This is a genomic window from Gemmobacter lanyuensis, from assembly GCF_014652355.1.
Lineage (GTDB): Bacteria > Pseudomonadota > Alphaproteobacteria > Rhodobacterales > Rhodobacteraceae > Gemmobacter > Gemmobacter lanyuensis.
Window position 1 is genome coordinate 1 of sequence record NZ_BMYQ01000009.1, and the last position, 23,390, is coordinate 23,390.

Consider the following 23,390-nt stretch of genomic DNA (forward strand, 5'->3'; position numbering starts at 1 on the left):
AAGATCGTCGACTGGTACATGGACGGCAAGGTCGAGATCGACAGCATGATCACCCACACCCTCCCCCTCGACCGCATCAACGAGGCCTTCGACCTCATGCACGAAGGCAAATCCATCCGCGCCGTCGTCGTATACTGACGGCCATCCAATACCGACCCCGGCATGAAGCCGGGGCGGTTTTTCAGGGAGGACTTCAATGACAACAGTGACTTTGCACCCTGCGCTGGACAGCGGCCTTGCGCCGACGGACCCGGCCTTCGTCGGCGGCACGCTGGTTTGTGCCTGCACGGATCGCCCGGTCCGCGTGCGGGTCGAGGGCCAGGTGGCGCATAACCATGCCTGCGGCTGCACCAAATGCTGGAAGCCGGACGGCGCGGCCTTTTCAGTGGTCGCGGTGGCGCCGATCGACAAGGTGACGGTGATCGAGAATGGCGACAAACTCGCCGTGGTTGACGAGAGCGCGCTGATCCAGCGCCATGCCTGCACCTCTTGCGGCGTGCACATGCATGGACCGGTGACCCGCAAGCACCCGTTCCAGGGGCTGAGCTTCCTCCACCCCGAGCGGTTCGAGGAAGCAGGCTGGCAGCAGCCGGGCTTTGCGGCCTTCGTGTCCTCTGCCATCGAGGGCGGTGTGGCGCCGGAGGCGATGACCGAAGTCCGCAGCCGCCTGCGCGATCTGGGGCTTGAACCCTATGACTGCCTCAACCCGGGTCTGATGGACTATATCGCCACCTGGACGGTCCAGAACCGCGCCTGATTTCCCTACCCTGCCCGCAGACATCCGTGCTGCGGGCAGGGTACCGACTGCCTAGCTGGCTGACCCGTCATGGACCGAAATGCTCGGCTCCAGCGGTTCCGCCCCCACGACCTCGGCCCAGACCTCAAACCCGTGCTGGAAGGCCACAACCCCGGCTTCAGGCAGGGCGATCTCGATCGCCTCGAGAATCTCTTCGGGGCTGACCCCCAGATCCAGCGCAACCCGAATATGGCTGGCGATATGGCCCGGCGCGGCCCGCAGCACTGTCAGACTGGTGATGAAGCAAAGCTCTTTCGTGGCCCGGCTCAGCCGCCGCGGATTGGTATAGGCTGCCGCCACCAACCCGTTTGCGGCCTTGAGCACCGGGAGGTCGGCCCGCGCCATCAGCTTGTGATAGGGCAGCACATAGCCCCGCGTCCGGGCCATCTGGTCGATGTAATCCTGCGCCTCGGCCAAGGCAGCATCCTGATCCTGGGTCATGTGAAACTCCTGCAATTTTGTGGATCGTGATCTGCAGCGCCTTCCGGTGCAAGCCCACAAATAATAAGGCTTACTTATCATTTAATAAATACAGATAACTCTTTTTGACCCTTAAGGCGCCCTCGGATTATCCCGCCTTATCCACGCAAGGGAGGAATCGCGATGGACGAAGCCGCGCGCAGCTACAAGATCGTTCTGGGGGTGATCGGGGCAGACTGCCACGCGGTCGGCAACCGCATCCTGACCGCTGTGTTGACGCGCGGCGGGATCGAGGTGGTCAACCTTGGCGTCATGGTCAGCCAGGAAGAATTCATCGAGGCCGCGATTGCCGAGGATGCGGGGGCGATCCTCGTGTCGTCGATCTACGGTCATGGTGAACTGGATTGTCAGAATTTCCGCGCCCGCTGCGAGGAACGCGGTCTGGGCGACATCGTCCTTTATGTCGGCGGCAACCTGGTGATCGGCAAACAGGATTTCGCGACCGTCGAGGCCCGTTTCCGCGAGATGGGTTTTGACCGCGTCTTCCCGCCCTCGGTCGATCTGGAGCAGGTGATCGGCCTGCTGCGTGCCGATATCGACGCGCGCCGCCCGATGGCGCTGGGGCACAACTCGGGGCGCTTTGTCGTCGAAGCCCGAGCGTAAGGGGGGGGGAAGCGATGACCGAGATCGAAAACCGCATGCTGTCGGACGCCACCTTTCAGGCCGAACGGGCCGAGGTTCTGAAAACATGGCCCAGTGGCGGCACGGTCGATTTTGACGCGGCCGTGGCGGTGCAGGCGGCGCTGCCGCCCGAAAAACGCTTTGCCCTTGCGCTGGCCGAGGCCGATGCCGAGGGGCGCACCCTGCTGCAGCCTCGCGCCGGGGTGGCGCTGATCCGCGAACACGAGGCGCTGCTGAACGGCCTGTCGCCCTATTGCGATGTGCTGCCCACCACGATCGACGCCTATACCCGCCACAACCGCTATGCCGAGGCGCAAGAGGGGATAGACCGGTCGCGTGCGGCGGGCACATCGCTTCTGAACGGGTTTCCGGCGGTCAATCACGGGGTCGATGGCTGCCGCCGTCTGGTGGATGCGTTGTCAAAACCCGTGCAGGTGCGCCACGGCACGCCCGATGCGCGGCTTCTGGCGGAAATCACGCTCGCGGCAGGGTTTTCCAGCTTTGAGGGGGGCGGGATTTCCTACAACATCCCCTATGCCAAACATGTGCCGCTGGAACGGTCGATCCGCCACTGGCAGTATTGCGACCGTCTGGTCGGCCGCTTTGAAGAGGCGGGGATCCGCATCAACCGCGAACCCTTTGGCCCGCTGACCGGCACGCTGGTTCCGCCCTTCGTCAGCCATGTCGTCGCCATCGTCGAAGGCCTGCTTGCGCTGGAGCAGGGCGTGCGCTGCCTGACGCTGGGCTATGGGCAGGCGGGCAATCTGGCGCAGGACATCGCGGCACTGCGGTCGCTTCGGCGGTTGGCGAACCATTATTTCCTGAATGCGGGCTTTACGGATTACAAGCTGACCACGGTTTTCCATCAATGGATGGGCGGCTTCCCCGAAGATGAGGCGCAGGCCACGGCGGTCATTTGTCTGGGCGCGCTGGTCGCGCGGCAGGCGCGGGCCACCAAGATCATCGTGAAAACCCCGCATGAGGCCGCGGGCGTCCCGACGCTTGAGGCCAATCAGGCCGGGCTGAAGGCCACGCGGCAGATGGTCAACATGATTTCGGACCAGAACCGGGTCGACAGCCCCGACATCCAGACCGAAATTGACGTGATCGAGGCCGAAGTCCATGCCGTGATGCGCGAAATCCTGCGGCTTGGCCGGGGCGATGTGGCCCGCGGCATCGTGCAGGCCTTTGCCTCGGGCGTGATGGATGTGCCCTTTGCCCCGGCGCGGGCCAATCTGGGCAAGCTCACCCCGGTGCGCGACAACTTTGGCGCCATCCGCCTGTTTGACGCGGGCCATGTGCCGCTGCCTGATGATGTGCTGGCCTTCCACCGCGACAAGATCGCCGAACGCGCAAGGGCCGAACGGCGCGAGCCATCGTTCAACATGGTGGTTGATGACGTGCGGGCCATTTCGGCCAGCAAGCTTGTCGGCCGCCCCGCCTGACCCTCGGACTGAAGCTACGGTATCCCCATGAAAATCAAGAATGTCCACCTCGCCCCCGGCTATTCGGCCTTCTATTTCGATGATCAGGCCGCCATCAAGGCGGGCGCCCGGCAGGACAGTTTCGTCTATACCGGCGGCACATTGACCCCCGGCTTTGATCAGGTGCGCCAATGCGGCGAAAGCATCTCGGTCATTCTGGAGCTGGAGGACGGCCAGCTGGCCGAGGGCGATTGCGCCGCGGTGCAATATTCCGGCGCGGCGGGGCGCGACCCGCTGTTCACCGCGGCCCGTTTCATCCCCGAAATGCAGGCCACGCTGGTCCCCTGGCTGATCGGCCGCGATGTCAGCCGCTTTCGCGACAATGCCGAGGCGCTGGAGGCCCTGCCCGCCCCCCTGCATACCGCGATCCGCTATGGGCTGAGCCAGGCACTGTTGGAGGCGACCGCCCGTGCAACAGGGCAACAGAAATATCAGGTGGTGGCCGATGAATGGGGCCTGCCCCGCGACCCGGCGCCGCTTGCGCTCTTTGGGCAAAGCGGGGATGACCGCTATGCCGCCGTCGACAAGATGATCCTCAAGCAGGTGGCGGCCCTGCCCCACGGGCTGATCAACAATGTGCCGCAAAAGCTCGGCGAAACGGGGGGTAAGCTTGCGGAATATGTGTCCTGGCTTTGCCATCGCATCCGCAGCCTGCGCCGCGATCCTGCCTATCAGCCGGTGCTGCACATCGATGTCTATGGCACGGTCGGGCAGATCTTCGACAATGATCCCCAGCGTATCGCGGAGTATCTGACCACGCTGGAAAAGCGGGCCGAGGGGTTCACGCTTTACATCGAAGGCCCAGCCGATGCCGGATCGAAAGAGGGGCAGATCGCGCTTCTTGCCGCGATCAAGGCCGCGCTGGCCGCCAAGGGCAGCCATGTGCGGATCGTGGCGGATGAATGGTGCAATACCTATCAGGACGTCGAAGATTTCGTCGCCGCCCGTTGCTGCGACATGGTCCAGATCAAGACGCCCGATCTGGGCAGCCTGCACAACACCATCAACGCGGTCCTGCACTGCAAGGCCAATGGGGTCGAGGCCTATCAGGGCGGCACCTGCAACGAGACCGACATCTCGGCGCGCGCCTGCCTGCATGCCGCCATGGCCACACGGCCTGAACGGGTGCTGGTCAAACCCGGCATGGGCTTTGACGAAGGCATGACCATCGTCGCCAATGAAATGAACCGCATCCTCGCGGTGGCCGCGCGCAAGGTGGCATGATGCAGACCGGTTTCAAACCCTATGAGGGGCTTCTCGTCGTCTCGCTGGAACAGGCCGTGGCGGCACCGCTGGCCTCGTGCCACTTTGCCGAAGGCGGGGCGCGGGTGATCAAGATCGAACGCGACGGGGTGGGCGATTTCGCCCGCGCCTATGACAGCGCGGTCAAGGGTGCGGCCTCTTATTTCGTCTGGGCCAACCACGGCAAAGAAAGCCTCTGCCTGGACATCAAGGCGCCAGAGGATGCGGCCCTGCTGCATCGGCTGCTGGAAAAGGCGGATATCTTCATCCAGAATCTCGCACCCGGGGCGGTCGAACGGGCGGGCTTCGGGTCTGACGTGCTGCGGGCCCGCCATCCCCGGCTGATCACCTGCGACATCACCGGTTACGGCGACAGTGGTGATTATCGCGACATGAAAGCCTATGATTTTCTGGTGCAATGCGAAAGCGGGCTGGTCGCGGTGAATGGCGCCCCTGGGCATCCGGGGCGGATCGGTGTTTCGGTCTGCGACATCGGGGCCAGCATGAACGCCATCATCGGGCTGCAAAAGGCGCTGATCGCACGCGGGATCACCGGCAAGGGCAGTGGCGTCCAGGTCAGCCTGTTCGATACGGCAGCCGACTGGATGACTGTCCCGCTGATGCATAGCGATTATGCCGGAAAGGCCCCCCAGCCGGTGGGGCTGCATCACCCTTCGATCGCGCCCTATGGCGGCTTTGCCACTGCCGATGGCGAGATGCTGGCGATCTCGATCCAGAATGAACGCGAATGGGCCAATCTCTGCACCCAGGTCTTTGGGCGGCCCGAACTGATCACCGATCCGCTGTTTTGCAGCGCGGCCGCGCGCGTCCGCAACCGGCGCGACACCGACGCGCTTGTCGCGGCCTATTTCGCCGCGCATAGCCGAGCGGAGCTGGAAAAGCGTCTGCGCGCCGCGGCCATCGCCTATGGGGCAGTCAATTCGGTGGCAACCTTTGCCCGACATCCGCAGCTGCGCCGTGTGCCCGTCACCCTGTCCGACGGGCAAGAGGCCGCGCTTGTCGGCCGACCGACCCGGCACAGCTTTGATGCAGACTGCCCGCGCTTTGGCCGTGTCCCGGCTTTGGGCGAACATAGCGCCGCCATCCGGGCCGAATTCGCATGACACCGGGGCGCAGCTATCTGTTCACGCCCGCGCATCAACCGCGCCTGCTGGCCCGCGCCCATACGCGCGGCGCCGACGTGGTGCTGCTGGATCTGGAAGACAGCGTGCCTCTGCCTGAAAAGGCGGCGGCCCGCGCGGGCCTTGCCGCGGCAGTGGCGGGGCTGGTCGCCCATGGGGCAAGGGTGGCAGTGCGGGTCAATGCACCGCTTGGCCTCTGCATCCGCGATATCGAGGCCGCCTGCCTGCCCGGTGTCGAGGCGGTGATGGTCCCCAAGGCGACCTCCGCGGGCCAGATCACCGCTTTGGCCGCACATCTGCGCGACAGCCTGCACAGTGCGGCCCTGCCCGCTGACCAGATCGCCATCATCGCGCTGGTCGAAAGTGCCGCCGGATTGCAGGCCGCGGCCGCAATTGCGCGGGCCCCGCAGGTTGCGGCGCTGGCCTTCGGCCCCGAGGATTTCAGCGCCGATTGCGGGCTGGTTCCCGGCCCGGATACGCTCGCCGTTCCGGCCCAGGCGCTGGTTCTGGCCGCAAGGGCGGCCGGGATCGGGGTTCTGGGCCTGCCTGACAGCCTTGCCGAAGTGGTTGACATCGATCGATTTGCCACCGCCGCAGGGCTGGCACGGCGGATGGGGTTTGATGGGGTGCTCTGCATCCATCCCGCGCAGGTCGCGGCGGTGAACGCAGCCTTTGCCCTCAGCGAGGCAGACCTGCTTCAGGCGCAGCAGATCGTGCAGGCCGCGGAAGCGGCAGCGGCAACGGGCGCCGGGGCGATCCTGTTGAACGGGCGCATGATCGACCCCCCGGTGGTGGCGCGCGCCCTCAGGCTTCTGCGCCAAAATCAGGGCCAAACAGCCCCTGCATGATCGCAGGCCCCTCGGTCCGGACGAAATCGACAAACTGCCGTGCGGCGGGGCCCGGGGGACGGCGGCTCAGATGCAGGACATACCAGTCGCGCAGCTGTGGCATGCCTTCGACCCGCAGCACGGCCAGCTTCTGCGCCTGACGCTCCAGCGCGATGGTATGGGCGGAAATGAAGGCCAGCGCCATATTGGCCATGACCGATTGCTTGATATTGGCATTGCTGTCCATTTCCTGCGCGCGCGGCAGGGGCAGGTCGGCCGCGCGGAAGAAATGTTCATGCACCATCCGGGTCCCCGACCCCGGCTCTCGCACCAGAAACGGCATATGTACCAGATCCCCCCGGCGAATGCGACGCGCACGCGCCAGCGGGTGATCGGGGTGGCTGATCAGCACATAGGGGTGCTTGGCGAATTGGTGGGCCGTCACCTCGACCCGGCTGGGCGGGCGCCCCATGAGCGCCACATCCGCCCGGCCCGCCTCAAGCGCGGCAATCACCCCTTCACGGTTGGCGATGCTGATCTGAAGATCGGCCTCGGGGTGACGTTTGCGGAATTCCTGCATCAGCTGCGGCCCGAAGTTCCGCGCGGTTGACACCATCGCCACACGCACCTGGGTGTCGATGCGCCCCTGCAGCGCCTCGACCACCTGCACCGCTTCGTGCAGGGTTTCGACCATCCGCGCCGCATAGGGCACAAGGGCCGTCGCCACCTCGGTTGGGCGGACGGACCGCCCCTCCTTTTCAAAGAGCGCGGCGCCCAGACATTCGCTCAGTCGGCTCATCTGCATGGAAACGGCTGGCGGGGTCAGGGAAAGCTTTTCCGCGGCGCGCAGAAAGCTGCGGCTTTCGACGGCGGCCAGAAAGATCTGCATCTGCCGCAGTGTGATCTTGTCGCCCGGATCGTCCACTCCGGCCCCTCCTGCATCTTGCAGTCCCGCTGTCGCAGACCCTGCCCCGCCCTGTCAATCGGCCAGCCGTGGCAGCCGGGTAAAGAAGTCATTGCCCTTGTCGTCGATGATGACAAAGGCCGGAAAATCCTGCACGCGGATGCGATAGACCGCCTCCATCCCGAACTCGGGATAGTCGATCTGTTCCACGCTGCGGATCACATCACGCCCCAGAACCGCCGCGGCCCCCCCGACCGACCCGAGATAGAACCCCCCGTGGCGCGCACAGCTTTGCACCACACCGGGCGCACGGTTGCCCTTGGCGATCATCACCCGCGAGGCCCCCTGCGCCTGCAGGTCGGGGATGTAGGGGTCCATGCGCGCCGCTGTCGTCGGACCGAACGACCCCGAAGCATGCCCCGCCGGGGTGCGCGCCGGTCCGGCATAATAAATGGGGTGGTCTTTCACATAGTCGGGCAGCGGCAGCCCAGCGGCCATGCGGCGGGCCAGTTCAGCATGCACCAGATCGCGCGCGACGATCATGGTGCCCGACAGACGCACCGGGGTTGAAACCCCGAGGGTCGAGAGTGTGGCGCAAATCGCCTCCATCGGCTGATCCAGATCCACCGCCAAGGCGGCGGGCGGCACTGCAACCTCGGGCAGAAAGCGGGCGGGGTCGCGTTCAAGCGCCTCGAGCCAGACACCCTCGGCGTCGATCCGGCCACGGATCTGCCGATCTGCGGAACAGCTGACCCCCATCCCGACCGGCAGGCTGCCACCATGGCGCGGCAGGCGGATCACACGCACATCATGGCAGAAATACTTGCCGCCGAACTGCGCCCCCAGCCCCATCTGCCGCGTCAGGCGGAGGATCTGGTCTTCCAGACCGCGGTCACGGAAAGGGCGGCCGGCGCTATCGCCGCTGTCAGGCAGGTCATCCAGCGCATGGGCCGAAGCCAGCTTGACGGTCTTGAGACAATGTTCCGCCGAAAGCCCCCCGACGACAATGGCCAGGTGATAGGGCGGGCAGGCCGTAGTGCCCAGCGTGCGGATCTTTTCATCCAGAAAGGCCAGCAGCCGGTCAGGTTCCAAAAGCCGACGGGTTTCCTGGAAGAGAAAGGTCTTGTTCGCGGACCCGCCCCCTTTGGCCATGAACAAAAGATCCAGCGCCGCCCCTTCAGTGGCCTCGATCTCGATCTGGGCCGGCAGATTGGTGCCGGTGTTGCGTTCCTCATACATGGTCAGGGCGGCCATCTGCGAAAAGCGCAGGTTGCGCCCGGCCCAGGTGCTGCGGATGCCCGTCTCGATCGCGTCGCGCAGCCCACCCTGCACCAGCAGGTTCTGGCCTTTCTTGCCTGAAACGATCGCGGTGCCGGTATCCTGACAGCTGGGGAACGCACCTTCGGCAGCGATCACAGCGTTCTTGAGCAGTTCAAGTGCCACGAAACGGTCGTTTGCGGTGGCCTCGGGGTCATCGAGGATAGCCCGCAATTGCGCCAGATGGCCTGGCCGCAGCAGATGCGAGACATCGGCGAAGGCCTCGGCGGTCAGGGCCGTCAGGCTTTCGGCCGGCAGATCCAGAAAGGATTGCCCCGCGACATCCACGACCCGCGGCTTTTCGATGGCCAGTTTCCGAAACACAGCTTCCCCCCCCTGTCCGGTTTGCCACTGGCTAGCGGCGGCGACAGTGAAAGGTCAAGATTTCTTATTTTTTGAATAAACAGATAAGATAAACTTATCATTTTCTCTGTCGCAGCCCATAGCCTGCCTCGAAGGCCGCGCCACCAAACACAAGCATCGGTTGCAGCGACGGGCCGGATCGACCCATCCGAAAGCCTGTATTCGCCATGCCGATGCGACTCTAAAGGGCCGCAGCCCCGCGCCGTTTCAACTTGTGATGCATGGCGTTCTGCAAGAGCGCCCGCGCGGTGGTAGGGGAGCGATGCGATGACGATGCAGTCCTTGGGGCTTTCAGGGCAATTGCGACAGGCGGATGCGGCGGCTTTGGCCGAACAGCTGCGCGGCCTGCTGGACGCCGCAGATGATAGTGGTGCTGTCGATCTGGGCCTGTCCGATGTGACCGCGCTGGAATTCGGCCCTCTGCAGGTTCTGGTCTGCGCGGCGGCCGAGGCCCGCAAACGCGGACTGAATTTCCGCGTGACCGCACCGGCAGATGGGCCGATCCGAAACGCCCTGACGGTCCATGCCCTTCATGACGCCCTGACCATCTCCCCGGCCGATACGGCGCAGGATGCGCCCGACGCCGATCCCGCAGATGACCCGAAATCCGCCGCGTCCCGCGGCCGTCGCCGCCCCGCGGCCAAATCCTGAGGATGACATGAGCAAGACGATTTTGACTGTGGATGACAGCCCCTCTGTGCGGCGCATGATTGCCATGACGCTGCAGGACGCGGGCTATAGCGTCATCGAAGCCGTGGATGGCGAGGACGGCCTGTCCAAAGCAACCAGCGCCCGGTTTGATGCGATCATCACTGACCAGAACATGCCCAATCTCGACGGGATCGGCATGATCCGTGCACTGCGTCAACACCCGAACGGGCAAGGCATCCCGATCGTGGTGCTGTCGACGGATTCCGAAGACTCGCTGAAGCAGCAGGCGCGCGAAGCCGGGGCCCTTGGCTGGATGGTCAAGCCCTTCACGCAGGACAAGCTGCTGGCCGTGGTGAAAAAGGTGCTTGGCTGATGAACGATGACATGGCGTCAATTTTCCGGGAAGAACTGCGTGATCTTCTGGAAAGCCTCGAACGGGGTCTGATGGACCTCAAGTCCCGGCCCGAGGATGCCGGGCTGGTGAATCAGGTCTTCCGGGACCTGCACACAGTGAAGGGCAGCGGCGCCATGTTCGGGTTCTCCGACCTTGCGGCCTTCATCCATGCGTTTGAAACCGCATTCGACCGCGTCCGGTCTGGCAAGGTGCCGGTGACGCCGGACCTGATCCGCCTCGGCCTTTCGGCACGGGATGAAATTCCCGGTCTGGTCGATGGCACACCCGACCCCGAGGGTCGTCGCGACGGCATCCTGTCGGCGCTTCAGGTTCTGACATCGGGCGAGGTTGCGGCCCCGCCCCCGGCGACAGCGGCGCCTGCGGCCACCGAGGCGGCGGCGCCTTCAGCCCCGTCGCGATTGACCTTCCGGCTGACAGGGGCGGCGCTGGCGCTGGGATCGCGGCCGGAACTTCTGCTGAATGAACTGCGCGAACTGGGCGCCCAGAACATCAGCGCCGATCTGACCCGCCTGCCCGAACTGGCGGGCCTTGATGTCGATGCCTGCCATGTAGGCTGGCACATGGACCTGCCCCCCGCCGTGTCGCGCGGACAGGTCGAGGATGTCTTCATGTTTGCGGATGCGGAATGGTCGCTCGAGACCGCCGCACCCGAGCCTTCCGCATCAGGGCTGCCTGCCAATGATGATGCGGAAGACGCCGCCCCGGTTGTGGCTCCCCAGGCCGAGGGGGTTGCCTCTGTGGCCCCTGTGGCCGGGGCGGCGTCCCCCGTTGTCCGGCGCGATGCGCCCCCGGCAGCTGCCCCCGCCGCGGCAGAGGCTGCCGCCACTGTCCGGGTGCCGGCGGAACGTCTGGATGCACTGATGGATTCGGTGGGTGAACTGGTGACGGTCGAGGCACGCCTGACCGAACTGGCCCGCCAAAGCCGCGACCCCGCGCTCATGGCCACGGCCGAACAGGTGACGCGCCTGGCCGGGCGGCTGCGTGATGCGGCCATGACCATGCGGATGGTGCCGCTGCGGTCACTTGTGGCGCGGTTCCGGCGGTTGATTCACGGGCTGTCGGATACGTTGGGCAAGCCGGTGAACTTCGTCGTGATCGGTGAAGAAACCGAGCTGGACAAGACCGTGATCGAGAAGCTGGCCGATCCGCTCGTGCATATCCTGCGCAACGCCATCGACCATGGCATGGAACTGCCCGAGGGCCGCGCCGCTGCCGGCAAGGAACCCGAGGGCACCATCGAGCTCTCGGCGGCCCATGCGGGTGGCGAGGTATTGATCCGCGTGCGTGATGACGGGCGGGGCATGAACCCCGAGGTGATCCGCGCCAAGGCCATCGAACGCGGCCTGATCACCGCCGAGGCCGTGCTGACGGAAAGCCAGATCTTCACACTTGTCTTCGAGCCGGGTTTTTCGACCGCCGAGGCGGTGACGGAACTGTCGGGCCGCGGGGTCGGCATGGATGTGGTCCGCCGCACCATCGAAGGCCTGCGCGGGCGGATCGACATCGAGTCGGCCTTTGGCAAGGGCACCACGGTGACGCTGCGCCTGCCGCTGACGCTGGCCATCATCGAGGGACTTTTGGTCGAGGTCGCGGGCGAACGCTATACCCTGCCCATGTCCTCGGTGCAGGAAATCGTCGAACTGCCGGCTGACAAGCTCAAACCCAGCCGATCGGGCGATTTCCTCGATATCCGCGGGCATTTCGTTCCGTTCCTGCGGCTGCGCGGCCTGTTCAACTGCGACGGCATCGCGCCGTCCGAACAGAATGTCGTCATCCTGCAATCGGGCGAAGGCCGTGTGGGTGTCGTGGTGGACCGCATCATCGGCACCAACCAGACCGTGATCAAACAGATGTCCAAACTGCACCGGCGTGCGCGCTGCATTTCGGGGGCCACGATCCTTGGCGATGGCTCGGTCGCGCTGATCGTGGACGTGCCCCAGCTGGTGTCATCGGGCCGGGCGCAGACCGAAGGTGGAAAGGAGGCCGCTGCATGAATGTCCATGACCTGAACGCTGCCCGCAGTGTGACCCTTGTCACCATGTCGATCGGGCCGCAAATGCTGGCGATTCCCGCCACCCAGCTGCGCGAGATCATTGATCCGCTGCCCATGACGCGGGTTCCCGGCGCGGGTGCCTTTGCCCCCTGGGTGCTGAACGTGCGGGGCACGGTGGTGCCCCTGGCCGATCTTCGCATTCCGCTCGGCATTACCGATCCGGGCCCCGACGACCGGCCGGAAGATGCCCGCCGCTTCATGGTGATCGAGGTGGAAATCGACGGGGACAAGGCCACGATGGCCATCACGGCAGACATGGTACACGAGGTCGTCACCATTCCCCTGACCCGCATCGAACCCGTTCCCGCCACGATGCATTGGCCCGCCGATTACCTGCGCGGGCTGTTCAAAGGGAGCGACGGCTTTGTCCTGCTTCCCGACCTGTCCGCAATTTTCTCTGCCATGGCGCAGCGCCCCAGTGCGGCGTAACCGAGGGATCTGAACATGAAACTGACCATCAAAGCGAAACTCGCCGCAACCTTCCTGTTCATTTTCGCATTGTCGGGCGTTGCCCTTTATGTGGCGTTCCTCAATCTCAAGACCAGCAACGACACGATGCAGCACCTCATTGCCGAGGACGTGCAGGAGGTGCTGCTGGTCGAAGACCTGATGACCCAGGAACTTCTGATCCAGATGCTGTCGCGCGAAGCGTTGATTTCCGGCTCGGTCTTCGATCCGGCGCGCGTGCCCCGCCTGAAAGCCGAAATCACCCAGGCCCACGGCAAGATCGACAGCGATATGGAAAGCCTGCGCGCCTCGATGACCAAGGACGACATGTACCTTCTCGACTCCTTCAAGAAGTCGCACGAGGAAACTGAAGAGCTGCTTGCAGAGGTCATGAAGCTTGATGCGGGCGGCAATGGCGATCAGGCCAATGACCTGCTGTTGTCCAAGGGCCGCATGGCCTTTGCCAAGACCTTCAGCACCGCCAAGGCCCTGCGCGGGGCTGTCGGGGACGATATGGAAGTCGCCGTCCGTGACGCCAACGACGCCTTCTTGGACACGCAGAAAACCCTGCTTGTCCTGATGGGCGCCACCTATGTCCTGTCGACCATCGTTGCGGCGGTGCTGATCCGCTCGATCTCGAAACGGCTCAATGCCACGGTGGAGCTTGCCCGTTCGGTGTCGGAGGGTGACCTGCGCAAGACCATCAAGGTCCAGGGCAGCGACGAGATTTCCAACCTGCAGACCACCGTCAACGAAATGGTGACCCGCCTGCGCGACATCGTGGCCAGCGTCACCGTGTCGGTCCGCAATGTGGCCAATGGCGCTACGCAAATGGCGGCCACCTCGGAAGAGCTGTCGCAGGGCGCATCCGAACAGGCCTCCTCGACCGAAGAAGCCTCGGCCTCGGTTGAGGAAATGGCGGCCAATATCAAGCAAAGCGCCGAAAACGCGCTGGCGACCGAAAAGATGGCCACGAAATCCGCGGAAGAGGCACGCAACAGCGGTCGCGCCGTGCATGAGGCCGTCACCGCCATGCAGACCATCGCCGAACGCATCATGATCGTGCAGGAAATCGCCCGGCAGACCGACCTTCTGGCGCTGAACGCCGCCGTCGAAGCGGCCCGCGCCGGGGAACATGGTCGCGGTTTTGCGGTGGTTGCGGCCGAAGTCCGCAAGCTGGCCGAACGCAGCCAGACCGCCGCCGCGGAAATCTCGGCGCTGTCGGGATCGACCGTCCGCACCGCAGCCAGCGCCGGCGACATGCTGCAAGGGCTGGTTCCGGCGATCGAAAAGACCTCGGCCCTCGTCACCGAAATCACCGTCGCCTCGCGCGAACTTTCGACCGGGTCGGCGCAGATCAGCCTTTCGATCCAGCAGTTGGACCGCGTGACGCAGGAAAACACCTCGGCATCGGAACAGCTTTCGGCCAGCGCTGTCGAACTGGCAAGCCTTGCCGACGAACTGTCTGAGACGGTGTCCTTCTTCAAGGTCGATGCCGTCGCCACGGACGAGGCCGCAACCGTCATGGCCGAAGCGCACAAGGCCCACAAGCACGCAGCACCCGCCCCCCGTGCAGTGCAGCCGGCAAAGGCCAAGGGCGCGACCGTATCGCAGAGCGTGTCGGACGGCGGCTTCGACTTCGATCTTGGTCCCGACAATACCGATGCCGACGCCCTGGATGCCCGCTTCAAACGCCGCGAAAGCGCCTGAGAGGAGGGCCCCCCATGACCACGATGACCGACGTTGTCACCTTTACCGTCGAGCGGGCACTCTATGGCGTGCCGGTTGATCGGGTACGCGAAATCCTCGACAAGCGCCCGATCGCGCCGATGCCCAATGCACCTGCCTATCTGCTGGGGATCATTGACCTGCGCGGGGACAATATCCCGGTCGTCGATCTGCGCATCCTTCTCGGCCTGCCCCAGGCCGAGGACACCGCCCAGACGCGCATCCTGGTCGCCCTGCTGACCGATGGGCGCCGCGAAGCGATCATCGGGCTTCGGACCGACAAGGTGATCGAAGTCACGCGTCTGGATGAAGATGTGCTGCGCCCGCTTGGCGAGGCCGAAATGCTGCGCTGGCAAGGGGCCACCATTGCCGGGATCGGGCGTCGCAACGGTGAGGTGGTCAGCGTCATCGACCTCGACAATCTGTTCGAGGGCGTGCCCCTTGGGGCCGGGCGCCGCCCCCACCCCACCCCCGAGGGGGCTGATGCCCTGCACGGTGAAACCCCTGTGACGGATGACCGCGTCGCCGAAGCCAGCCATTGATGGACAGACCCCAGATGCAGACCGTCGGCACATCGCAGGGCACGGCAAGTGACCGCTTCCGTGATCTGATCCGCTCTCTCACCGGGATCAACCTGCCTCCGGGCAAGGTGCCGATGATCGAACAGCGCTTGCGCCGTCGCGTGCTGGCGCATGAGCTGCCCGATACCGAGGCCTACCTGCGCAAGCTTTTGGAAGGGGCGCTGAAGGAAGACGAGCTGCGCATCGTGATCGACCTGATCACCACGAATACCACCAGCTTCTTCCGCGAGTCGGACCATTTCACCTATCTGCGCGACCACATCCTGCCCGAACATCTGACGAAATCGGCCCCGAACCGCGCCCGGCTCAAGGTCTGGAGCGCGGCCAGTTCCGAAGGGGCCGAGGCCTTCACCATCGCCATGGTCCTGGCCGAGGCGCAGCGCAGCGGCCGTGCCTTCGACTGGGCGGTTCTGGGCACCGACATCTCGATCCGCATTCTCGAAAAGGCGCAATCCGCCGTTTACGACGTGGACCAGCTGCAGACCGTGCCGTCCGATCTGGCCCGCCGTTACTTTCTGTATTCCGACGACCCGGCCCTTGCCCGCAAGGCCCGCGTCATCCCCGATCTTCGGCGCCGCGTGCAATTCCGGCGCCTGAACCTGATGGACAAGACCTATCCCGTCGACCGCGACGTGAACGTCATCTTTCTGCGCAATGTGCTGATCTATTTCGACGCGAACGACAAGGCCGGCGTGATCAAGCGCATGCACGAACACCTGAGCCCCGGCGGTTACCTGATCGTGGGACATGCCGAAAGCATGGTGGTGCGCTGCGAGGGTCTGGTCCAGATCCGACCGACGATTTTCCGGAGGGTGAATTGATGTCAGCCCAAGCAACTGACCCGATCAATGTTCTGGTGGTGGATGATTCGACATCGTCCCGCGTGATGCTGCGGCGGATCATCGAAAGCGATCCCAGTCTGCAGGTGCAGGCGATGGCGCAGGATGCCTATTCCGCCGCACGCCAGATGAAGGTCGCGCTGCCGGACGTGATCCTGCTGGATCTGGAAATGCCGGGGATGGATGGCATGACCTTCTTGCGCAAGATCATGGAACAGCGCCCCATGCCGGTGGTGATCTGCTCGTCCCTGACGGAAACCGGATCAGAGCGCAGCCTTGAGGCGCTTGAGGCCGGGGCAGTGGATGTGATCCTCAAGCCTTCACCGACCGATGAAGCCAGCCGCCAGGAAGCCACGATGCGGATCTGCGACGCCCTGCATGCCGCCGCGCAGTCCCGCGGCAAAGGGCGGCGTCCGCAGCCGCGCGTCACCCCGCCGCCGCTGATCCCCACACCAAAGCTGACGGCGGACGAGATTCTGCCGCCGCCCAACACGCTGAAGACCCTTCCCCTGACGGAACCGATCATCTGTATCGGTGCCTCAACCGGCGGGACCGAGGCCCTGCGCGAGGTGCTGTGCGCCCTCCCCCCGGATGCGCCCGGTATCGTGGTGGTGCAGCACATGCCCAAGGGCTTTACTGCGGCATTTGCCAAACGGCTCGACAGTCTTGCGGCCATCCAGATCAGCGAGGCCCGCGACGGGATGAGCGTGGGCCGCGGCGAGGCCATCATCGCGGCGGGCGACACCCACATGCTGCTGCGTCGCGCCAATAACGGCTATCGGGTGCAGGTCGTCGACGGCCCCTCGGTCAGCCGCCATCGGCCTTCGGTCGATGTGCTGTTCCGGTCGGGCGCCACGGCCGCCGGGCGGAACACGTTGGGCATCATCATGACCGGCATGGGCGATGATGGCGCGCGCTGCCTGGGCGAGATCAAGGCCGCGGGTGGCATGACGATTGCACAGGACGAGGCAAGCTGTGTGGTCTACGGGATGCCGCGCGAGGCCGTCCGCATGGGACATGCCATGCAGACGTTGCCGCTCGATCGCATCGCGGCTGCCATCATGGGCTTTGCAAGACAACACCGACAGGCAGGAAGTGGCGTATGAACCAGACATTTCAGTTTTCGCGCCTGACGCTGCCCGCCCCCAAGCCGACCGCCGCCCCGATCGAGCTTCTGCGCCGCGAAGTGGAATCCACCTTCGTCGAGGCAGGCCGCAATCTGGAAGTATCGGTCGATGTGCTGCATGGCCTGCGCGGGCAGTTCACGCTTTTGGAACAGTCGCTTGGTGCCGAGCGCAGCGCGGAGCTGGGCCGCCTGATTGACGATGTGAACGGCCAGATCACCCATCTGCGCAGCGATTTTGATCAGTTCGGCACCGCAACGGATGCCCTGCGCGATGCCGTACGCGCCATCCGCACCGAAGTGGCCGAGCTGGACCGCGTGGTGCGCACCATCGCCAATGTTTCGATCAACGCGCGCATCCAGGGCAACAGCCTTGTGCCGCCACGCGCACAGGTTGCCGCCTTCATCGAACGGCTCGGCGCCATGTCGGACGAGGCAGAAACCATCCTGCATGAGGTGAATGACGCCATGTCCGGCGCCATGTCGGACATCTCGGCCATGGAATACGAACATCAGGACATGCTGCAGGAATTGCGGCGCAACGTGATGCCGGCGATTTCAGGATTTGCGGGCACCTCGCGGCGGATGCGCGACGGGCAGAAGGATCTGCAGATCGCGTCGCAAGACCTTGCTGACCAGATGGGGCAGATCTTTTCTGATGTGTCGCGTCTGATCGTGGCGCTCCAGATCGGCGATTCCACGCGCCAGCGGCTGGAACGGGTGCAGGACACCATCGAACGCTGCGCCGAAGCCAGCCCCACGCAGGAATCGCTGCTGATCGAACTGGCCATCGGCCTTATCAACGGTGCGCGGGGCGATGCACTGTCCGAGGTGGGCGCCGCAGTTGTGGCGCTGGAAGACGTGAACGAACGCGCCCTGCGCACGGTGCGCGCGGCCTCGCAATCGGCCTTCGGGCGGCGGGCGCTGCGAAATACCAGCAATGGCGAGGCCGAACAGGCCGCGCTGAACAGCAGCCTTGAGGCAAGCCGCCAGCATTTCGCTGCCATGCAGGTGCAATCGAACAACGTGCATGACCGGCTGGACATCATCCTGCGCCACGAGGCGACGCTGCGCCGGATCGCCCATGAGGTGCGTCTGGCGGGGATCAATGCCGTCATCATTTGCGCGAAACTGGGCGAAGAGGGGCGCGCGCTGCGCGAATTGGCACAATGGTTGCGCATGCTGACCGATGAAAGCGATGCGATCGTGCAGCGCCTTCAGGGCATCCTTGCCCATTCGCGGGAAATCATCCGCACCGTGGGCGAAGAACGCATCGGCGGCATGGACCGCAGCCTTTCAGGCTTCATGGTCAATGCGGGCACCCTGGGCGCCATCATGCGCGATATCAGCGCCGCAATCGAGGCCACCTCGGCCAGCTTCAGCGGCACCGCGCAGGTCTTGCCCGAACGCGTGGGGGCGGCCCTGCGTCTGCTGGGCGGGTTCCGTGGCCGCATGACCGCGCTTGACGGCTATGTCGCGGAACTGGAGGCCCGCCGCCTGCAGCTGCCCCCGCCTGCCCTGCCCCCCCAGCCCGGTTCGGAAGAGGAACTGGCCATCGGCGATCTGCGCGAACGCTATACCATGGCCCAGGAACGCATGATCCACGATGCCCTGCTGCTGCAGGTCATGACCGCCGCTGCACAGGCACCGGCCGCACAGGATGATCTGGACGATATCCTGTTTTGATGCGGCAAGGGGCGCCCGTTCCGGGCGCCCACCCCGCAAGACCGTCGGTTCATGTCAGGTTTTGCCACCCTTGGGGCAGAGGATGGATTCGTCAGCGAATCGTTCCAAGTCCTTTTCCGGGGGTGTTGCCCATGCAGATGAACCATGCCAGTTTTTCCCGGTCGCCCGACCTGCGCCGCGCGCTGAAACGGGGGCTTGCGCGTCAGGCCATCACACAGGCCACCCCCTGCAGCGCCGATCTGCCAGCGCTGTTGCGGACCGCTGCCGCGCTTCGGCCCAATCGCAAGGGGCTGGAACGTCTTGTGCTGCGCCTGCGTCAGGAGCCGGGCGTGGTGCGGGCCGCGCTGATGGCATCGGACCGGGGGGTAAGCCTGATCCTGCGCCTCGTGCGCAATGTGGTGGCCCGGGTCGAGGGGACAGAGGTCTTTCACGAAACCGGGCTCATTTACCTGCGGGCCCGCATCGCGGTGGAAGGCGGGCGGGTGGCTGTGCACCTTTCGGCAATCAGCTTTTGCCAGCACGCCCTGGAACGTCTGGTCGAACGTAGCCAGCGCCCACTTGACCAGCCGCTCCTGCCTGCCATCGACGCCGAGGTTCTTGTGCTGCTGCGGGACTGGGACAAGGACATGCTGATCGAGGATTCAGGCGATCAATACTACCGCGCCGCGGCGGGCGGGGTCTGGGCCGGCAGCCATGACCAGATGGCGCTTGAAACCGATTGGGGCCTGACCGCCGCCGAACCCACGCTGCCGATCTTTTCGGTTCGGACCTTTCTGTCCGAAGCCGAGATGCGCCCCACGCTCTGGCTGCGCTGGAACGATGATCCGACCTGCCGGGTCATGTAAAGCCAAGCACTTGCGCCCCCCGACGTTCGGCGCAACTCTGCGCGGGCATGTTGATTTCATGTTGATCACAGGACAAGTTTCATGACGTTCAGGTTCTTGCATTCTTCAGACCTGCATCTGGGGCGGCCCTTTGGCGGCTACCCCGAAGCGATCCGCAACCGGTTGCGCGAGGCCCGCCATGGCGCCCTCGCCCGGCTCGCCACCGCGGCGCGGGACGGGGGCGCGTCGACCGTGCTCCTGGCAGGCGATACGTTCGATGCCGAAACCCCCGCTCCGGAAACCCTGCGCCAAGCGCTGCGCGCCATGGGCGAAGAAGGCGATCTGACCTGGGTGCTGCTGCCCGGAAACCATGACAGTCTGGCCGCGACCGAGCTCTGGCGCCGCATCCACGCGGACGGGCCTGCCAATCTGCGCGTGATGACCGACCCAACCCCCCAAGAGATTGCGCCGGGCCACTGGCTCTTGCCTGCGCCCTGCACACAGCGCAGTCCCGGCCGCGATCTGACCGAGACGATGTCGGCCCCCACCCCGGAGGGGGCAAGGCGCATCGGTCTGGGCCATGGCGCAATCCTCGATTTCTCTGGCGAGGAGGGGGCTGCCGGCATCATCCCGCCCGACCGCGCCGCCCGGTCTGGGCTAGACTATCTCGCCTTGGGGGATTGGCATGGCCAGATGTCGGTCGGCCCCGAAACCTGGTATTCCGGCACGCCCGAACCCGACGGGTTCAAGCATGACACCTCCGCCGCCGCCCTGATCGTGGCGCCGGGTCAAAGCGTAACCCGGGTCGAAACCGGGCAGTTCCGCTGGTGCAGCCCGCAGCTTGATTTGCTGCCCGGCGATGACCCTGCGGCCAGGCTGACCGCCGCCTTGCCGCAAGCGCGCGCCCGCGATCACCTGATCCGCCTGGCGGTGACGGGGCGCCTTGCGCTGTCGGACAGAGCGGCGCTTGAGGCAGCGATTGCCAATGTCGCCCCTGATTACGGCTGGTTCAGCGCCGATCTGGCGCGACTGGACGTTGAGGCCCTGCCCGAAGATCTGGATCAGATCGACCGTGCCGGCGCCCTGCGGCAGGCGGCCGAGACGCTGCTGCAAGAGACGCGCAATCCGGCCCTTGCCCAGGCGGACCGTGATCTCGCAACGGCAGCCCTGGCCCGGCTTTATTCCTTCGCTCAAGAGGTGCAGGCATGAAACTGCGCAGCATCGAACTGACCAACCTGCGCCGTTTCGCCGGCCAACGCGCCAGCCTGACCGGTATCGGCGATGGCATCACCGTGCTGTCGGAGCCCAACGAATTCGGCAAATCCACTTTTTTCGACGCGCTCCACGCGCTGTTCTTTGAAAAGCATCGCAGCACCAAGGCCCCGGTCAAATCGCTGCAACCCCATGCAGGCGGCGCCCCCGAGGTCATGGTCGAGGTCGAACTGCCCGAGGGGCGGTTCCGCATTTCAAAGCGTTGGCTCGGACGGGCGCAGGCGCAGGTGCAGGATGCCAGCGGTCGCCTGATCGCCCAGGCCGACGAGGCGGAGGCCTGGATCGACCGGCTCATGGGCGGGGATCTGGCCGGACCGTCCGGGCTGCTCTGGGTGCGGCAGGGTCTCTTGGGGATCGAACCCGAAGGCAATAGCACAGACGAAAAACGTGAGCGCGAACGGGGGCTTGCGGCACGGCGCGATCTCTTGTCGTCGGTTGCTGGGGAAATCGACATGATGACCGGCGGGCGGCGCATGGATGCGGTGCTTGACCGCGTCTCTGATGCCCTCGGACGGCTTGCCACCGCGACCGGACGCCCCAAGGCCGGGGGTGTCTGGGCCGCAGCGCAGGAAGAAGCGCAGCGTCTGGCCGCGGAAGAACAGGATCTGCAGCCCCGCGCTGCACGGTTGTCTGGTGATCTCGCAAAGCGGACCGAGGTGCAGCGCAATTTGGCTCGCCTGACCAACGCCGAGGATATGGCCGCCCGTCAGGCCGCGCTGCAACAGGCGCAGGCCGCCTGTCAGGCCGCCGAAGCGCATCAGGCGCGGATTGACCAGGCCGCGTCGCAACTGCGACTTGCCACCCTGGACGCCGAAGCTGTGGCGCGGGATATGGCCCGGCTGACGGCACTGCAATCGCGGGTGACGCAGGCGCGCGATGCCTTGGCCCGCGCGGAAACGCAGGCCGCGGCGGCACGGCTCAGGGCCGAAGATCTGGCGCAACGGGATCAGGCCGCGTCGGCATTGGCCGAGACGGCACATCAGACGACCCGCAGCCTGCGCGGCCAGCTGGCCCGCGCAACACAGGCGCGCGCCGCGCGGGCGGCAGAGGCGCAGGCGATTGAACTGCGCCGACGGGTTGAGCGCGCAACAACCCTGCAAGCCGCGCTGGACGGGGATCGCGCGCGCCGCGCCCAGATCACGGTCACGGCCAAGGCCCTGGCCAAGGCCGAGGCCGCGCAAACCGCGCTCGATCTTCTGCGCGCCCGTGCTGCCGTACAATCCGTCACGATCGAGGCGCATCCCGGGTCGGCCCCTGCGCGGATCGGCGATACCCCTCTGCCCCCCGGTCCGCAGCCGATTCTGGCAACGACGGACCTTATTCTTCCGGGGTTCGGGCAGCTCCGCATTGACCCCGGCCAAGGTCAGGGCAGCGACATGGCCGCCGCGATCGGCAAGGCCGAACAGGATCTGGAAAAAGCACTGGTCGCCTGCGGTGCCGAAAGTCTGATCCGCGCACGGCAAGGCCTCGCGGAAACGCAGCGCCTCGACGCGGCTATCGCACAGGCCGAGGCGCTTTTGCGTGAAGTGGCCCCCGAAGGCGCCGATGCGCTTCGTCAGGCTTTGGCACTGGCAGATCAACAGGCCCGCGACCTGCCCGAGGATGCGGGCGACCCGGAGGCGCTGACCGCAGCGCTGGGTCAGGCCGAACAGGCCGAAACCGAGGCACTGGCCGCGGCCAAGGCGGCGCATGAGCTTGCCGTTGGGGCCGGTGTGACCCATGCCGAGGCCGAAGGCGAACGGCGCACCGCCGAACGGCGCGCCGCCGAGGCGCTGGAGGAAGCGGGCGAGGCCACCGCGCTTGCCGCCCAGATCGCCACGCTTGGCGCGCGCGCCCCTGCCCTTGCCGCTGCGCGTGCTGCTGCCGCCGACCATCTGGCCAGCCTGCAGGCAGAGGCCCCCGACCTTGCAACGCTGAAGGCAGGTCTGGCACGTGCAAAAGGCGCCGTCGAACAGGCCGCCGCCGAGGAAAGCCGTTGTCGCGAAGCGCTTGCCAGCCTCAACGCCACGATTTCAGCGCTGGCAGAAGAGGGCATCGAAGAACGCCTCGCCGCCCTGGCCGATATCCGCGCCGAAGCCGAGGCCCGCGCGGGCCGCTATCAGGCCGAGGTTGCAGCGCTCAGTCGTCTCAAACGCGCGCTGGAGGAAGCCCGGGTTGAGGCGCGGGATGCCTATTTCCGGCCGGTCCTGCGGGAACTTCAGCCGCTGTTGTCGATCCTGCATCCCGGGGCACAGCTGGCCATTGATGACCACAGCCTTTTGCCCGCCACGCTGACGCGCAATGGCCAGTCAGAGCCGCTGGAAATCCTGTCCGGTGGCACGCGGGAACAGGTGGCAGTGCTGACCCGCCTGGCCTTTGCCCGGCTGTTTGCCAATGCCGGGCGCCCGGTGCCCCTGATTCTGGATGACGCGCTGGTCCATAGCGATGATGACCGGATCGAGGCGATGTTTACCGCGCTGCACCGGTCGGCGCAATCGCAGCAGATTCTGGTCCTCACCTGCCGGCAAAGGGCCTTCGCCGCGCTGGGTGGGACGCGGGCAGAGGTACGAGTAGAACAAACGTGAAAAAGCGGACGCCCTTCCCAATCCCGGGTGG

Annotated in this window: 21 protein-coding genes and 1 pseudogene; 19 read left to right on the forward strand and 3 right to left on the reverse strand. The window is 65.4% G+C overall.

Annotated elements, in window-relative coordinates:
• Both IE101_RS13575 and gfa read left to right on the forward strand, forming a co-directional pair.
• Positions 1 to 138, forward strand: a pseudogene (locus tag IE101_RS13575) (S-(hydroxymethyl)glutathione dehydrogenase); the annotation flags it as partial.
• 58 nt (positions 139 to 196) lie between these two features.
• Positions 197 to 757 carry an S-(hydroxymethyl)glutathione synthase gene (gene gfa, locus IE101_RS13580; protein WP_189634398.1) on the forward strand — a complete coding sequence of 187 codons (561 nt, stop codon included), beginning with the start codon at positions 197 to 199 and terminating at the stop codon, positions 755 to 757.
• Between the two features lie 51 nt (positions 758 to 808).
• On the opposite strand, the gene IE101_RS13585 is transcribed toward gfa, so the two are convergent.
• The gene (locus tag IE101_RS13585; RefSeq protein WP_189634399.1) at positions 809 to 1,237 is read right to left on the reverse strand and encodes a carboxymuconolactone decarboxylase family protein; all 429 of its coding nucleotides are present in this window, start codon (positions 1,235 to 1,237) and stop codon (positions 809 to 811) included.
• A 162-nt stretch (positions 1,238 to 1,399) separates the two neighbouring features.
• Between IE101_RS13585 and glmS the strand changes: the two genes are divergently transcribed.
• From glmS to IE101_RS13610, 5 genes are read left to right on the forward strand one after another with little or no spacing between them, the layout of a single operon-like run.
• Positions 1,400 to 1,879: a methylaspartate mutase subunit S gene (gene glmS, locus IE101_RS13590; protein WP_189634400.1), complete on the forward strand. Its 480-nt coding sequence runs from the start codon at positions 1,400 to 1,402 to the stop codon at positions 1,877 to 1,879.
• Positions 1,880 to 1,893: 14 nt separating this feature from the next.
• Positions 1,894 to 3,342, forward strand: a complete 1,449-nt coding sequence (locus tag IE101_RS13595) for a methylaspartate mutase subunit E (protein WP_189634401.1) — start codon at positions 1,894 to 1,896, stop codon at positions 3,340 to 3,342.
• Between the two features lie 27 nt (positions 3,343 to 3,369).
• Positions 3,370 to 4,605: a methylaspartate ammonia-lyase gene (locus IE101_RS13600; RefSeq protein WP_189634402.1), complete on the forward strand. Its 1,236-nt coding sequence runs from the start codon at positions 3,370 to 3,372 to the stop codon at positions 4,603 to 4,605.
• Positions 4,602 to 5,747, forward strand: a complete 1,146-nt coding sequence (locus IE101_RS13605) for a CaiB/BaiF CoA transferase family protein (protein ID WP_229804175.1) — start codon at positions 4,602 to 4,604, stop codon at positions 5,745 to 5,747. Before IE101_RS13600 ends, IE101_RS13605 begins: the two co-directional genes overlap by 4 nt.
• Positions 5,744 to 6,613, forward strand: a complete 870-nt coding sequence (locus tag IE101_RS13610; protein WP_189634403.1) for an HpcH/HpaI aldolase/citrate lyase family protein — start codon at positions 5,744 to 5,746, stop codon at positions 6,611 to 6,613. Before IE101_RS13605 ends, IE101_RS13610 begins: the two co-directional genes overlap by 4 nt.
• On the opposite strand, the gene IE101_RS13615 is transcribed toward IE101_RS13610, so the two are convergent.
• Positions 6,570 to 7,517 carry a LysR family transcriptional regulator gene (locus IE101_RS13615; protein WP_189634404.1) on the reverse strand — a complete coding sequence of 316 codons (948 nt, stop codon included), beginning with the start codon at positions 7,515 to 7,517 and terminating at the stop codon, positions 6,570 to 6,572. The genes IE101_RS13610 and IE101_RS13615 overlap by 44 nt on opposite strands.
• Before the next feature lie 54 nt (positions 7,518 to 7,571).
• Positions 7,572 to 9,137 carry a FumA C-terminus/TtdB family hydratase beta subunit gene (locus IE101_RS13620; protein WP_189634405.1) on the reverse strand — a complete coding sequence of 522 codons (1,566 nt, stop codon included), beginning with the start codon at positions 9,135 to 9,137 and terminating at the stop codon, positions 7,572 to 7,574.
• A 306-nt stretch (positions 9,138 to 9,443) separates the two neighbouring features.
• Here IE101_RS13620 and IE101_RS13625 point away from each other — a divergent pair, with 306 nt between their 5' ends.
• The 12 genes from IE101_RS13625 to IE101_RS13680 all read left to right on the forward strand — a co-directional run bounded on the left by IE101_RS13625 (position 9,444) and on the right by IE101_RS13680 (position 23,359).
• Positions 9,444 to 9,827, forward strand: a complete 384-nt coding sequence (locus IE101_RS13625) for an STAS domain-containing protein (protein ID WP_189634406.1) — start codon at positions 9,444 to 9,446, stop codon at positions 9,825 to 9,827.
• A gap of 7 nt (positions 9,828 to 9,834) precedes the next feature.
• Complete coding sequence (locus IE101_RS13630; protein ID WP_189634407.1) at positions 9,835 to 10,200, forward strand: response regulator; 366 nt, start codon at positions 9,835 to 9,837, stop codon at positions 10,198 to 10,200.
• A complete protein-coding gene (locus IE101_RS13635; protein ID WP_229804176.1) occupies positions 10,200 to 12,236 on the forward strand; it encodes a chemotaxis protein CheA in 2,037 nt (678 codons plus the stop codon). The genes IE101_RS13630 and IE101_RS13635 overlap by 1 nt, the downstream gene beginning before the upstream one ends.
• On the forward strand, positions 12,233 to 12,724 hold the full coding sequence (locus IE101_RS13640; RefSeq protein WP_189634408.1) for a chemotaxis protein CheW: 492 nt from the start codon (positions 12,233 to 12,235) through the stop codon (positions 12,722 to 12,724). The genes IE101_RS13635 and IE101_RS13640 overlap by 4 nt, the downstream gene beginning before the upstream one ends.
• 15 nt (positions 12,725 to 12,739) lie before the next feature.
• Complete coding sequence (locus tag IE101_RS13645) at positions 12,740 to 14,452, forward strand: methyl-accepting chemotaxis protein (protein ID WP_189634409.1); 1,713 nt, start codon at positions 12,740 to 12,742, stop codon at positions 14,450 to 14,452.
• Between the two features lie 14 nt (positions 14,453 to 14,466).
• A complete protein-coding gene (locus tag IE101_RS13650; protein WP_189634410.1) occupies positions 14,467 to 15,012 on the forward strand; it encodes a chemotaxis protein CheW in 546 nt (181 codons plus the stop codon).
• On the forward strand, positions 15,012 to 15,872 hold the full coding sequence (locus IE101_RS13655; RefSeq protein WP_229804179.1) for a CheR family methyltransferase: 861 nt from the start codon (positions 15,012 to 15,014) through the stop codon (positions 15,870 to 15,872). Before IE101_RS13650 ends, IE101_RS13655 begins: the two co-directional genes overlap by 1 nt.
• Entirely contained in the window at positions 15,872 to 16,996 is a 1,125-nt protein-coding gene (locus tag IE101_RS13660) for a protein-glutamate methylesterase/protein-glutamine glutaminase (RefSeq protein ID WP_189634411.1), read from the forward strand. The genes IE101_RS13655 and IE101_RS13660 overlap by 1 nt, the downstream gene beginning before the upstream one ends.
• Positions 16,993 to 18,699 (forward strand): coiled-coil domain-containing protein, encoded by a 1,707-nt coding sequence (locus IE101_RS13665; protein WP_189634412.1) that lies wholly within the window; start codon positions 16,993 to 16,995, stop codon positions 18,697 to 18,699. Before IE101_RS13660 ends, IE101_RS13665 begins: the two co-directional genes overlap by 4 nt.
• Before the next feature lie 131 nt (positions 18,700 to 18,830).
• Positions 18,831 to 19,544, forward strand: coding sequence for a hypothetical protein (locus IE101_RS13670; protein WP_189634413.1), 714 nt, complete (start codon positions 18,831 to 18,833; stop codon positions 19,542 to 19,544).
• 81 nt (positions 19,545 to 19,625) lie between these two features.
• The gene (locus tag IE101_RS13675; RefSeq protein WP_189634414.1) at positions 19,626 to 20,732 is read left to right on the forward strand and encodes a metallophosphoesterase family protein; all 1,107 of its coding nucleotides are present in this window, start codon (positions 19,626 to 19,628) and stop codon (positions 20,730 to 20,732) included.
• Complete coding sequence (locus IE101_RS13680; RefSeq protein WP_189634415.1) at positions 20,729 to 23,359, forward strand: AAA family ATPase; 2,631 nt, start codon at positions 20,729 to 20,731, stop codon at positions 23,357 to 23,359. Before IE101_RS13675 ends, IE101_RS13680 begins: the two co-directional genes overlap by 4 nt.
• Positions 23,360 to 23,390 lie beyond the last annotated feature (31 nt).

Coding starts and splice junctions, on each gene's coding strand:
- IE101_RS13625 (WP_189634406.1), top strand. CDS start 9,444: ATGACGATGCAGTCCTTGGGGCTTTCAGGGCAATTGCGACAGGCGGAT.
- glmS (WP_189634400.1), top strand. CDS start 1,400: ATGGACGAAGCCGCGCGCAGCTACAAGATCGTTCTGGGGGTGATCGGG.
- IE101_RS13660 (WP_189634411.1), top strand. CDS start 15,872: ATGTCAGCCCAAGCAACTGACCCGATCAATGTTCTGGTGGTGGATGAT.
- IE101_RS13600 (WP_189634402.1), top strand. CDS start 3,370: ATGAAAATCAAGAATGTCCACCTCGCCCCCGGCTATTCGGCCTTCTAT.
- IE101_RS13605 (WP_229804175.1), top strand. CDS start 4,602: ATGATGCAGACCGGTTTCAAACCCTATGAGGGGCTTCTCGTCGTCTCG.
- IE101_RS13650 (WP_189634410.1), top strand. CDS start 14,467: ATGACCACGATGACCGACGTTGTCACCTTTACCGTCGAGCGGGCACTC.
- IE101_RS13680 (WP_189634415.1), top strand. CDS start 20,729: ATGAAACTGCGCAGCATCGAACTGACCAACCTGCGCCGTTTCGCCGGC.
- IE101_RS13630 (WP_189634407.1), top strand. CDS start 9,835: ATGAGCAAGACGATTTTGACTGTGGATGACAGCCCCTCTGTGCGGCGC.
- IE101_RS13655 (WP_229804179.1), top strand. CDS start 15,012: ATGGACAGACCCCAGATGCAGACCGTCGGCACATCGCAGGGCACGGCA.
- IE101_RS13665 (WP_189634412.1), top strand. CDS start 16,993: ATGAACCAGACATTTCAGTTTTCGCGCCTGACGCTGCCCGCCCCCAAG.
- IE101_RS13640 (WP_189634408.1), top strand. CDS start 12,233: ATGAATGTCCATGACCTGAACGCTGCCCGCAGTGTGACCCTTGTCACC.
- IE101_RS13595 (WP_189634401.1), top strand. CDS start 1,894: ATGACCGAGATCGAAAACCGCATGCTGTCGGACGCCACCTTTCAGGCC.
- gfa (WP_189634398.1), top strand. CDS start 197: ATGACAACAGTGACTTTGCACCCTGCGCTGGACAGCGGCCTTGCGCCG.
- IE101_RS13675 (WP_189634414.1), top strand. CDS start 19,626: ATGACGTTCAGGTTCTTGCATTCTTCAGACCTGCATCTGGGGCGGCCC.
- IE101_RS13585 (WP_189634399.1), bottom strand. CDS start 1,237: ATGACCCAGGATCAGGATGCTGCCTTGGCCGAGGCGCAGGATTACATC.
- IE101_RS13670 (WP_189634413.1), top strand. CDS start 18,831: ATGCAGATGAACCATGCCAGTTTTTCCCGGTCGCCCGACCTGCGCCGC.
- IE101_RS13645 (WP_189634409.1), top strand. CDS start 12,740: ATGAAACTGACCATCAAAGCGAAACTCGCCGCAACCTTCCTGTTCATT.
- IE101_RS13610 (WP_189634403.1), top strand. CDS start 5,744: ATGACACCGGGGCGCAGCTATCTGTTCACGCCCGCGCATCAACCGCGC.
- IE101_RS13635 (WP_229804176.1), top strand. CDS start 10,200: ATGAACGATGACATGGCGTCAATTTTCCGGGAAGAACTGCGTGATCTT.